6 protein-coding genes and 4 pseudogenes are annotated in these 12190 nt (G+C 56.8%); 2 read left to right on the top strand and 8 right to left on the bottom strand.

Annotated elements, in window-relative coordinates:
- The 4 genes and pseudogenes from FJ419_RS31055 to FJ419_RS30305 form a co-directional block, all read right to left on the bottom strand.
- A pseudogene (locus FJ419_RS31055) lies at positions 1-194 on the bottom strand (hypothetical protein); the annotation flags it as partial.
- A gap of 323 nt (positions 195-517) precedes the next feature.
- Positions 518-802 carry an acyl carrier protein gene (locus tag FJ419_RS30295; protein WP_084016206.1) on the bottom strand — a complete coding sequence of 95 codons (285 nt, stop codon included), beginning with the start codon at positions 800-802 and terminating at the stop codon, positions 518-520.
- 21 nt (positions 803-823) lie between these two features.
- A complete protein-coding gene (locus FJ419_RS30300; RefSeq protein WP_084016208.1) occupies positions 824-6241 on the bottom strand; it encodes a type I polyketide synthase in 5418 nt (1805 codons plus the stop codon).
- A gap of 424 nt (positions 6242-6665) precedes the next feature.
- A complete protein-coding gene (locus FJ419_RS30305; RefSeq protein WP_084016210.1) occupies positions 6666-7373 on the bottom strand; it encodes a 4'-phosphopantetheinyl transferase superfamily protein in 708 nt (235 codons plus the stop codon).
- Positions 7374-7772: 399 nt separating this feature from the next.
- Here FJ419_RS30305 and FJ419_RS30310 point away from each other — a divergent pair.
- A pseudogene (locus tag FJ419_RS30310) lies at positions 7773-7987 on the top strand (biotin/lipoyl-containing protein); the annotation flags it as partial.
- A 519-nt stretch (positions 7988-8506) separates the two neighbouring features.
- On the opposite strand, the gene FJ419_RS31605 reads toward FJ419_RS30310, so the two are convergent.
- On the bottom strand, positions 8507-8761 hold the full coding sequence (locus tag FJ419_RS31605) for an FAD-dependent oxidoreductase (protein WP_064995287.1): 255 nt from the start codon (positions 8759-8761) through the stop codon (positions 8507-8509).
- 202 nt (positions 8762-8963) lie between these two features.
- Here FJ419_RS31605 and FJ419_RS30320 point away from each other — a divergent pair.
- Positions 8964-9237, top strand: a pseudogene (locus FJ419_RS30320) (DDE-type integrase/transposase/recombinase); the annotation flags it as partial.
- A gap of 106 nt (positions 9238-9343) precedes the next feature.
- Here the strand turns inward: FJ419_RS30320 and FJ419_RS30325 are convergent.
- The 3 genes and pseudogenes from FJ419_RS30325 to FJ419_RS30335 all read right to left on the bottom strand — a co-directional run.
- Positions 9344-9529, bottom strand: a complete 186-nt coding sequence (locus FJ419_RS30325) for a hypothetical protein (protein WP_140700809.1) — start codon at positions 9527-9529, stop codon at positions 9344-9346.
- 13 nt (positions 9530-9542) lie between these two features.
- Entirely contained in the window at positions 9543-10721 is a 1179-nt protein-coding gene (locus tag FJ419_RS30330) for a Xaa-Pro peptidase family protein (protein ID WP_084016212.1), read from the bottom strand.
- Between the two features lie 509 nt (positions 10722-11230).
- Positions 11231-11791: pseudogene (locus FJ419_RS30335) on the bottom strand (IS66 family transposase zinc-finger binding domain-containing protein); the annotation flags it as partial.
- Positions 11792-12190: the final 399 nt, after the last annotated feature.

The following is a 12190-nucleotide window of genomic DNA, read 5'->3' on the forward strand; positions in this document are numbered from 1 at the left end:
GCCGGCTGGAGCGCAGGTTCGCCCAGCATGACAACATCCGCCCAAGCTCCTTCGACGGTTTCTGATATGACGGGAAACTCGAAAGTAGCTGAACTAAACAGCGAGCCGGACGGCGGCGCCGGCGGCGCCACGCTGGGTGGCAAGGCAGGTTCCAAACCCAGAATTCCAAGGCAGCTCTCGATTTGCGACGTCATTCTGGCCTCCAGGGTCGTGCAGATACATTTGATGTGCATGGTGTATGCGCATTCATCAAATATCGACTGTCGCCGCCGACCACCTGGGTGCCAAATGTCCATGTGCGGTAGCAATTTCGCAGATCCAGTGGTTACAGCCTGACAGAAGAGTCCGATTTTGGCATTCCCTTTGGGAAGTGTGCGTCGAGTCTGGCGCATGCGGACGGAAGATGGTCCGCTCCCAGTCTCGCCGAAGCCAGAAACAGAGCTGTGTGTTCAGCTGCGTCTCCGCTCTAGACCAAATGTTCTCCTGGGACATTCAGTCTAGCAAGTTCGAGGTGTCCTTATTTCGACGGATGGTTACGGATGCATATTCGCTCGTACAGGTCGCCGAACGTCGCCGCCTCAATTATCTCATCCAATTGCGGCGACCTCCAATTGTTGCTTTTATCCAAATTAGCTTGGAGCTCTGCGGCGATAAGGCTGTCTCCCCCAACATCAAAAAAGTTATCGTCCAAGCATATTTCGTTATCTCCGATAATATTTTTAACTTCATCAAGAAAAATTTTCCTCGGATCATCGTTGCTAAACATGTTTAGTTTTCCTGGTTCGACTACTTTTTCTGCCATAACCCTTTTCTCCTCTTATTACTACTCGTCTGGCGTCGTGAACTCTTCTCCCCTTTGCTGTTCTCGCTCCCCGGACTGCCGCGGAACCGTCCGCCTCGCAAGCTGATCGTCCGGCCAGCATCGGTGACCGTCGAATGAGTACGTTGGAAGGGAAATGCGACGGCGAGTACCGAACGGTTCCAATTGATCACTGGCCCGTTTCCAATCCACCGCAACACCCGCGGCCCAGAGTGCCCCAAGGCATTCCAGAAGGACATGGCGGTCAGTGGATTGTTCATCGTTCTCGTCGCGCGCGGCTGGGACGATCGATGGAATTCGGGTCTTCCGGTCCTCTGAGTTGATTGCTCCCTGTGCCAGACGCGCCAGATTTCGTGAGGGCCCGATGTCAACGAGTGCAGCTACACCAGCCGCGACAACGGGCTTGAGAGCACGATCAAATCGGAGAGGCTCGATCGCTTGCCTGCTCAAGTAGGTGTCCTGCAAGGGTATTTTCGCTTCATGCAGAGCTCCTGAGTTGAGAGCAATGGCCACATTCGGCAGGCCCTTTTCGAGTGTACGGACCCGCGCGTCGATGGCGTCAGTCGCTCCTTTCATCAGCGGCGAATGGCTGGGGACGCCAGCTGTAATAAGGAGGTTGTTGGTGATCTGTCGATGTTCGAGACTTTCCTGAAGCCTTTCCAGAAGTTCCCGCTTGCCGGTGAACACGACGTCGGTATTTGAGTTCACGATACCGACGCCGATCTCGCCAGCTTCTGCTCGATCACGCCAAGCGTCCTCCGTGAGGATACGCTCAGCCTCGCTCGGGCCGCATCCGGCCGCAAGCATAGCACCATCGATACCAATATTTGCCACCGCACGGCTCCGAGCGATCGTCAGCTCAACAGCATCTTCCACTTTTAGAATGCCCGCTAGGGTAGCCACAACGTATTCGCTCATGCTGTGTCCGACGAGATAAGCGGGCTGAACTCCGAACAGTTCTAGCGAACGCGCCATGGCGAATTGCACGGAGAAAATCATGACACTGATTTCTTCGAAGGAAGCCGTCCGGTATTTGTCGTCTTCCCCAAACATGACCGTCTCCAGGTCACGATCCAGGAGCCGGCGACAAGCGGCCGCACAAGTCAGGAAAGCATTGCGGAAGTCCGGCACGTGATCGAACAGATCCTTGAACATCCGCGGGTGCTGCACTCCGCAGCCCGGCAGCATGAAGCCAATAGACGGCGAGGAAAAGGTCCGATCAGCTGTACGATCCCCTTCTTCTTCCAACCTCGCGATGGCCGTGCCCAAGTTGCGCGCCACCACAACGGTTCGATGCGCGAAGTGGCATCTCGCCACGCGTAGTGTATGAGCGACGTCACCAAGATCGATGTCGCGGTTGCGCCGCAAGAACGCAGCTAGATTCAGGCAGGCCCGGCTTAGCGCTGACGGGGTCTTTGCAGATAGGCAAAGGGCGTGAGATCCCCGTGCAATCGATCCGGGCCAAGCCCTTGCATTGTCGCTGTCCCATTCCTGCAGCACGATATGGCAGTTGGTTCCTCCCATACCGAGTCCAGTAACTCCGGCAGTTCGTGAACGTCCCGGCGGACGGGGCCAAGGTCTAAGCTGCTCATTGATGAAGAAAGGCGTGTCTTCCAGTCCCAGATCTTCATTCAGCCGATTGATTTTGATTGTCGCTGGGATTACTCCGTGCTGAAGCGTGAGAGCTGTCTTGATAAAGCTCGCGACCCCTGAGGCGATGTTGGCATGGCCGATATTCGGTTTAATTGACCCGAGCGCACAGGCGTTCGCCTGCCCCGCGAAGACATCTGCCAGTGCGCGGACCTCGATTGGGTCGCCGACCTTGGTGCCGGTCCCATGAGTTTCGATATATTCCACATCTTCAGGGCCAAGTGCCGCGGAGGCAAGTGCTTGGCGCACAACTTCGGCCTGGCCTCGTGCGCTAGGCGCCGAGAAGGATGATTTGGCGCGGCCGTCGTTGTTAATGGCACATCCTTTTACCACCGCGTGGATCGAGTCGTTCGCCTCAAGCGCGTCTTCAAGGCGCTTGAGAACGACAACCCCTACCCCATCTCCGAGCACCGTGCCACTTGCATCGGCATCAAAGGCCCGGCACACACCGTCCGAAGAATTAATGAAGTCCTTGACAAACTGATACCCCGCTTGAGGGAAGGTGATACTCGAGCCCCCTGCCAACGCCATGTCGCAATAGCCGGCCGCGAGCGACTGAGCGGCGACCGCGATCGCCACTAACCCAGTTGAGCATGAGGTTTGCACCGCAATGCTTGGGCCGTTAAGGTTCAGCATGTAGGACACGCGCGCGGCAAGGTAGTCCTTCTCGTTGCCGAGCTCCGTCAGGAAAGCGAGTGGCGCGTTGGTGGGATCGCTGAGGCTGCCCTTCAAATGGTGCAGTAGATAGAGTGGGGAAGAAGACCCTGCGAACACTCCGGTCCGGCCTTCATGCTGGGTTGGCGCATATCCGGCCGACTCAAGTGCCTTCCAGCAGCATTCGAGAAACAGCCGATGCTGCGGGTCCATTAACGTTGCCTCACGCCTCGAGAGGCTCCAGAAATCCGGATCGAAAAGGTCCACATCGTTGAGATGGGCGCCCACGCGCACATAATCCGGGCGATTCAGGACAGCTTCCGCAATGCCTCGGGCCTTGAGCTCCTGCCTGGAGAGCGAGGTGATCGAGCATACCCCCTGGCAGAGGTTCTCCCACAGCGCGTCTACCGTCTCCGCGCCAGGAAAACGCGCGGCCATACCAATCACCGCAATGTCCATACTGGGGCTGCTTCGACGGTCCAGCGCCTTCACATGCGCCCTACGCGCCAAGACTGGCGGTGTTTTGGGGAGCTTGCCGATTTGGGGACGTCCCTGCTCGCCAATGCGTTTGCGGAGAAGAGCCGCGAGTTCGTTAAAGGTCGGATTGAGGAAGACCTCCACTACCCGGAGTTGCACCTTCAGACTCTCACGAATCTGCGTGCAGAGGCGGGCAGCCAGAAGGGAGTGTCCGCCGCAGTCGAAAAAATTGTCGCCCAGATCGGCAGCTTCGGCCTGGAGAAGGTCTCGCCAGGCTGCGCGAAGTGCTGATTCGACCTCGTCGGTACCGGTCACCAGAGCGCACGACTCTTGCGCGAGCCCGCGAAGGCGCGACCGATCAAGTTTTCCGTTAGCCGCAATGGGCAATTCCCGTACCGCCACGAAATGCGCAGGTATCGCATAGTGCGGTAACTCGGACTTTAAATGCGCTCGCAAAGGAGCCTCCCAGCCTCTGCAACCATCGTGCAGCACCACATAGGCGACCAGTCGGTCCGGCTGGCCTGTCGTCGAATCGAGCTCAGGCAATACGGCGGCGGAGCGGACCCCGGCGTAGCGAAGCAAGGCAGCTTCTACAGACCCGGGCACGAGGCTGTAACCTCGGATCTTCACCATGAAAGCGCAGCGCCCGATAATTTCCAAGTGGCCACTTGGCAGCATACGACCAAGATCGCCAGTGCGGAACATCGTGCCATCTGCGCGAAACGGGTCGGGAAAGAACCTTTCGCGTGTCATCTCTGGGCTGCCGAGATATCCATGAGCCAAGACATCGCCGCCGACGAAGACCTCGCCCAAGAAGCCCATTGGGACGGGATCGCGTTGCTCCCCCAGGATATAGACACTGACATTGTACTGAGGCCTACCCACCGGCGCGACCTTTTGTATTATCGCAGGATCGACCTCGCTCAAGTCAATATGCGAAACATCACATGCCTCCGCTGCGCCGTAGTAATTGATGATTCTGATGTGCGGCAGCGCGTCCCTGACCCGCGCAAGCAACGCTGCTGTTAGTACCTCGCCTGATAGGTAGATCAATCTGAGATCGGGAAGGCGGGAGGGGAGGTCAAGGAAGCCGCTGCTGATAATCACGTCCAGCAGTGATGGGGTTAGCAATATTCTGGAAATTCGATTTCGCTCCAGGTACTCGACCAGCTGATGCGGATCGTAGATAACGTCATCGGGGACCAGATAGGCTGGAATCCCGGCGAGGATCGGCCGCATTATGTCCCCGAAGAGATTGACCGCCTCACGCTCACCAAGCGTGTATGGCAGCGCATGATAGCGCCACTGGTTGGCGCATACACTGCTTCGGTGGGGGCAGACAATCCCTTTTGGTTCACCAGTCGTGCCAGACGAAAATGAGATCTGGGCCGGCGCATCGATATTCACCGGTTGCGGATTGGCCGGGCTGGCCTTGCCAAGTTGTGCTTCCCAACCCTCGTCGAGCGACAGCGCAATACCGGACCAGTCAGGCGGAAGCTTGGCTGCGAAATGGTCGCTGGTGACGACGATTTCAACACATGCTTTCGCAAGTATTCGCTTTACCGCAGCGGCGGGCAATGCTTTGTCAAGCACGACGTAGGCCGCCCCTGTTTTTAGAATACCGAACAAAGCGACGGCGTATTCAGGTGAAGTATCCATCAGGATACCCACGCTGGAACCTCGGCTCTGACCATGTCCAAGAAGGTGCCTGGATAGAATGTCGGTTAGGTCGTCGAGTTCACGATATGTGATGGTCGTAGCCTCTGAAACGATGGCAGGACTGTCGGGGGTGAGAGCTGCTTGTTTGCGGAATCGCTCATGCAGCGTTAGATTAGTATAAGGGAAGACCTCGCCGTGTTGGATAGAAACCGGAAGTTGTCCCTTCACCTCGCTAACCTCGCGCAGGAGGCTGGACACCACCTGCTCCGTCATGGCATGGGTGAAAAAGTGATCGCCATCAAACATAATCCGGGCGAAGCGCGACGTCGTAAGCCGACGCCATCCGTCTAGGTCATTGGCATTGATTTCGTCCTCAACTCCGCCCATTGCGGTGATTGCCGCCTTGAGAGGCTTTGGCAGGTTTCGGTCGTAAGTCTCCGCAAGTTCGAAGTCGGCCCGCAGGGGCGGCAAAATGAAGTCCAATAGCAGTTTCTCGTTTGCCAGCGCCTTCTTGGGGACCATACCAAGGGTACGAATCACATCGGTTAGCTTATCATCGGTGTATGTATACATCGGCGGCTCTTGCGGGGGCAGATCCGCTGACGGGTGAGCAGACACGACCACATGGAAGGGAGATGGCCGACCGGCCTCCTCAAGGGAGCGGGCAATCTCGTAGGCCACGAGGGCACCTGCGCTATGACCGAAGAAAACGAAGGGGCTATCGCTGTATTCCTGGAGCGCCTCGATGACCATGGGTGCCAGTACGTCCATGCTGCGAATGGCGGCCTCCGCTGATCGTTTGCCGCGCCCGGGAAGATCCAAGCAAATAAGCTCAATGTCGTCAGGGAGATAGTCTGGCCAATTACGGAACGACTGGACGCTACCCCCCCCATGGGGGAAGCAAATTAGCCGATACGACGGCGCAAGTGAACTCTTTACAACACTAAGCAGTGTTTTTGACTTACCAGGAAGTTGTTCCATCTCTCAAGCCACTCCACCTAGATTCCGCCTGAAAACGCCTCTTTCTTAGCGGACATTTCTTTTTTATGAGGACTTCCAATTCGGTCTTTATAGCACTAGAAGCTGCCACTTCGACCTAAGCTTACGGCAGCCAAAGTAGCACGGTTATCTAATGTAGAATGTTAAGATGTATCAAACTTCAGTTCAGGCATCTGTTAAAAAGTGTTAAATATCATTTTGCACAACGATTTAATTTCTAATTTGATAAATTTACGCGAACGGCGCCATTGCAGTAACGCTGTCGACCCTTATTGCGCCCCTGCATTGCGTACTCGTGCAGCGTCCGAGCGCAATTCGGACACAAGCCTTTTTGGCTGTCCCTGACCTCAGACCTTGCTGTGAAGGTACCATTGTCCGCGACCTTCGATCATGAAGGTTCAGTAATTTATTTGGTATCCGGCTGTCCAAGTTGGTCAACCAATTGAGATGGCAGGGTGCGCATGATGATCTGCTGGGGACAAGGCGATGCTATATGCCCTATTAACTGCCCGCGGATTGGGAGCGCATTGAGATAATAATGCAGGCCACCAAATTCCACAACCTGCTCATCCCAGCCCGTGTGAAGCGTTAGCGGGTCCTGCTGGAGACCAAGACCTACGCATTTCAGTATAGCCTCTTTCCTGGTCCACAGCTCCAGGAACTCTCTCGCAGACTGTTTGCGCGTAACGTCTTCAAACCTCCTGACTTCTTGGTCAGTCATAATGTGGCGGGCCAATTGTCGGCAATTTGCCAAGGGGCGCCAACGCTCAATATCTATCCCAATCAGGCCCACGGCTGAAACGGCGACGGCGGACCAATCCTGGCTGTGAGACTGGCTCACTTCGATATCGCGCGCCGGCAATCGAGGCTTGCCGAACCGCGAAACGGTCATCTGGAGATCTTGCTCCGGAATATGCAAGTGCGCAGCAAGGATGGTTCGAAAAGCAAATTTTGCTTGAATGTATGAAAGCCGCAGATCTGAGTGGCGGATTCTTTCGGCCCGCTCCCGCTCAGTTGGGCTTAGCACTTCACGCATGTATGGCGTTGGGATTGTCAGCTGTGAATGCCGGAAAACCCAAACATCGATCGTACCAAACTGCCTCTGCGAATGCATTCGTCACAGCCTTTGGCTCGCTCCACCACATGCCCTTGCCTGATCAGCGCGAGGGTGAAGTCGTTATTGCTTCCCCCATTTACACGTCCACAGTGCGGTAATGGGGCGGGTCGTTACTGACTTGGGAAAGCTTCTACACTGCCATTGCGTCTCTGGGGTTAAACATTTAAGAAACAACTTAAAGATTTATAAGACCTCTTTGAGCTTCTTTTCATCAGTCGTATACTATATCTTTTGCTGCACCGAACTAGCACCACTAATGTTAACGCGATGTGATTGGCGGCCCGCCATTAGCGCCGTTCCGAAAATAGTTGAGTGATTTCAGCCGGTTGTGATTCCGTCGGATTTGCGAGCTTCGATGGAGATCACGATGGCCTGGACTGAAACCACCCGTGCGCATCGCGGCGCAAGGCTGAGCCGGGCAACGAGGCGCATGTCGGAGCACCGATGCGGGCGTCGTCTCGGCGCTCGCCGTTGCCGCCGGCCAGGCGGTCAAGGCCGGCGACGTGCTTTTGTCCATCGAGGCGATGAAGATGGAGACGGCATTGCATGCCGAGCGCGACGGCACAATCGCCGAAGTGCTGGTCAAGGCCGGCGATCAGATCGATGCCAAGGGTGTCCACAGCCTAAGAAGCACCTCAGCTATTCACTTAGAGGCGCTGAAGCTTTCCCGACGTCGGGCCGACGACCATCTCGTCTCCCGATGAGTAGGCAAACTGGAGTGCGGCAATACCGCGCTCGGCCATCTCCTCAAGATCACGCAGGCTCAGATTGCAGGCGAGAGATAGCAGCGCACCAGAGCAGGACCGCGGACTTGTCGAACTGACAGCCTTTGAACATTGCAACACTCCGAAAACGAAGGTTCCTTGCCACAGCACTGTAATCAAAAGTTGCAGCAGATCAATTTAGGCTCGTGCGCCTGCGCTCGACCCGGAAAAGGAGGCAGAGAATGCGACAGGGTTCATCTCGTTTCCGCCAACCGATGTGCCCGTCAAGGCCGGCGCGCTGACCGGTCATCTGGTCGAAGCCTGCTAAACGGCGAAGGTCATCTCCTCTAGAGGGAAGGTCCCAAACGGATCATGCTGCCGTCGCTGAAGCGTGATTGGCGGAATCTGTGGAGGTTGTGCCCTGTCTCATTTCCTTGGACCAGGTCGGCCCACCAACCCGCCCATGCCGGGTCCGATACCGAAGCCGTGGCTACTCATCCCGGTCGCGATAACCAGACCTAGGATCGCAGCGGCGCGATCGACGATAGGCACGACATCCGGCATTGCATCGATCATGCCCGCCCAACTCGCCTTGAGCGGCACTGTCTTGAACTGCAGGAAAAGCCCGTAATCCCGCGGTCGATGGGCGGAGTGCAGAGGCTTCGGGAGCGGGATTCCCATCTCCAACAGTGATACCGAGATATTCCGGCGCGCCAGAACAGCGCCGTAGTCACGCCGACAATGCCGCCGCCGATGACCACGACTTCCGAAGTCTTCGGCGGAGTCGCTTGAAACTGTACGGGGTGGCTTCGGTGAAGGGGAATATTGTCAAAGAATACTGTCCTTTTGGTACGCTACGGCGGTATCCGGCCTACAGACTTGTCTCGCCTGCGACACCACAAATCGCTTGCAGGATCGCGCCCGGTGCCTGCTGAAGCCGATCCGCATCTGCCGGAGCCATAGTTGAACAATTGGATCAATCAGGACCATCGGCGCATAAAGCACCGTGTCCGAACGATGTGCGGCTTCAATCCTCAGTAAGCGTCGGCATTATCCTGTCCGGCATTGAAATGTTTCACATGATGAGCAAGTGACAGGCCAGGGACGCCTTCAATCCGAATCCGTCGCTGGCCGGACAGTTCGCCATTCTCGCCGCCCGACCAGAAGCGCAAACAATCCTCCCTGCGTCCCAACTCAACCGTTGCAAAACCGATCCTAATCGGTTCGCAATTTGAGATACTCGATCCTGACGTAGCTGCCGCGTCAATCGCCCAGCCGCGCCTCGTCGAGCGTCGCATCGATCGGCGCTTCGCCGGCGACGCGTGCGGCCGCATGGGAGCGGATCGCGGCGACAAGCGCGCATTGCGTTGCCGCACCACGTGCAACTGCTGGAATCCCGCCGAAGAGGACGGGATCGACGCCGGTTTGCAGGAAGAGCTTGCCCCCCACAGTAATCCGCATTCTATTTGACGAAAAGCTCGCGCGCTGTCTTCGTTAAAGGGTCAAACCCACGATCCTTAACAGCAAAACTTTGGGTGATCGTGATTCCAACGTTGTCTAGCCACAGGCCAGGCATCATGTGGAAAACCATACCTGGCTGAAGAACTGTTTCATCTCCCTTGCGGATACTAGCCGTACGTTCTCCCGATGCGGGCGGAAATGCGATGCCAGTCGGATATCCAATTCGGGACTCCTTTTCAATCCCATGGCGAGCAAGCACTTGACTGAATGCGCTGAACACTTCTGAACAGGTCCGCCCAGGACGCACACTTTCGAGGCCGACGTTTAGGGCTTCTACAGCAATCTTCGACAGATTTTGGAATGCAGTTGAGGGTTTGCCGACTACGATTGTACGAGAGAGTTGAACTTGGTAGCGGTGCCGGCACCCCGAAAGTTCAAGATTAACAACAGAGGAATTCGGCACCGGTTCGTCGGTCCAAGCTGCATGTGGAGCGATTGAACGCTCGCCTATGCAAAGATCGGGAGGGCAAGCAGGGTAGTCACCTCCAAACTCAGCCGTACCCGACACTTGCTGGTGATAAATAGCTGCCGCGATATCGCATTCACGAACTCCAGCTTCCACCGTATCGATCACACATTGCATCGCCACATCTGCAAGCTGACCAGCTTGACGCATGATTGCGATTTCAGTCGGGCTCTTTATCAGCCGGAGCCATCCAACGAGTAGGTCAGCATCAACGAATTCCGCAAGTGGCAAAGCCCGGGTAAGATCCTGGTGAGCACGGGCGGAATAATAGTATCCTCCCATCTCGACGCCAACGCGCGCCTTCTCGCCCCCGACTTCCCTTACAATATCGGCCATAAAGGTGTAGGCCGATAGGAAGGGCGAATGAACATGCGTTTCGGGGTAAGCTCTGATGTTTTGATCGGCAAGATAGGTAGTCATTAATGCCGAAACGCGATCCATCAACCGGCCCACCCAAATAGGCTCGTCGTGATCGAGTGACACGATCACCATTTGCGGAGTATAGAACGAGTAAGCGTTATAGCCGGTAAGATAGTTTTGGTTAGGCGGCTCTGACAGAAGAAGGATCTCGATCCCTCTCGTCGTCATTTCTTTCTTTACCGCTGTTAGACGTGACTGAAACTCGGCAATCTCAAAATGCAGTTCTTTTAGCACGTTTTTCTCCTTCTAATTCAAATCAAAGCGACCGTCTTGGGTGGCATCATCATTTCCAGCGGTGTGCGTGGCACATCTGGAGGGAGAAGGGCGGAGCCCACCCCCCCCCGCGTTATGTTGACACGATCGGAGACCATTGGTCGGGCCTGCGATCCCTCGTCGTAGCTCGAACCGCCCCAGGTGTTGGGAGGGCTGGGTGCCGGTCGCCATTACCAGTGGAATGCGGCCAGGCTATAGGCTGACTTGTGGCAGCACAATTCGGATCTGGCAACAATGTATCGGCCGGTACCTCTTGCCACAGTGGGGATGTACCGCGTTGATCGAAGACCTTCACGTAGGTCCCACCATCGCGAGCTATCTCGATCATGAACACAGCTGAAACCGTACCGCTTCGCCGGACCATAGGAAATACGGTCGCTGCCGTCGACCTGCAGGACGCCGCGATAGCCATCCAGATGGCGGGCGACGCATTCGCCGGCACGGCTGTCCTCAAAGCGGTCGGCGACGGGGCTGATCGTCTCGCAGTCGCGGCAGGTGAACTTCTCCCGCACGTGCTGGATCACCTTCCATTGCCGCGGCACCACCTCCAGCGTCTCGGTGATATCCTCACCCAGCTTGCGTAGCCGATGACCGCCGCAGCAATGGCAAGCGGTCGGCGCCGGCTCGACCACGCGTTCGCGCGGCAGATGCTCGGGAAATGGCTGACGCGCCGGTCGTTTGCGCACATAAGGCACCACCTCGGTGGTCCTGGCCGCGGCCTGTTCGGCGGCGATCTCGTCTTCCGTCGCGGTGCTCTCGAGCTCCTCGAAGGTGAGCTCCATCTGGTCGTGCAGGCGGGCTGAGCGTTCAGAACTCTGACCATGCAGCGCCCGCTGCAGCTTGCGGATCGTCAGATGCTGATGTGCGATCAGCGCCGCATCATCCGATGCCTTAGCCCTGGCGACCGCCAGTTCGGCCTCGACCAGCGCAGCGCGCGCGGCCTCGTCTTCGGCTCTGGCCAGCGCTGCGGTCAGCGCCGCTCTGAGCGCGCCGATATCGTCCGGAACAGCATCCTGGGCGGTGGCAACCATGCCCTGGAGTGAATCATAAAACGCGCCCGCTGACTCGCGGAAAATGGCGCAAACTCAAAGAAAAACTCAGCCCGCGCGCTGCGGGCGGAACGTGTGGCGCGGGTTGCGCCAATCGATCCCGTCGAGCATGTAGGCGAGCTGCGCCGGTGATATGGAAACCGTGCCGTCCGCCGGCGACGGCCATAGAAACCGGCCCTTCTCGAGCCGTTTGCATACAGCGACATGCCAAGCCCATCATGCCAGATAATCTTGATCAGATTGCCGCTGCGGCCGCGGAAGACATAAATATCGCCGGCCTAGGGTTAGGTGGCGCGCCACCTAACCGTTCTTATGCATCGGGTGAGATTTTGTGGCGGAGCCGTCCTGGCGCCAGCCGAGGTCTGCCAAATCTGGAATCCT

It is taken from the genome of Mesorhizobium sp. B2-6-2 (genome assembly GCF_006440615.1).
Lineage (GTDB): Bacteria > Pseudomonadota > Alphaproteobacteria > Rhizobiales > Rhizobiaceae > Mesorhizobium.

Bases quoted from the DNA above. Each gene is read 5' to 3' on its own strand.
- FJ419_RS30295 (WP_084016206.1), bottom strand. From the start codon at position 802: ATGGCAGAAAAAGTAGTCGAACCAGGAAAACTAAACATGTTTAGCAAC.
- FJ419_RS30300 (WP_084016208.1), bottom strand. From the start codon at position 6,241: ATGGAACAACTTCCTGGTAAGTCAAAAACACTGCTTAGTGTTGTAAAG.
- FJ419_RS30305 (WP_084016210.1), bottom strand. From the start codon at position 7,373: ATGCATTCGCAGAGGCAGTTTGGTACGATCGATGTTTGGGTTTTCCGG.
- FJ419_RS31605 (WP_064995287.1), bottom strand. From the start codon at position 8,761: ATGGGAATCCCGCTCCCGAAGCCTCTGCACTCCGCCCATCGACCGCGG.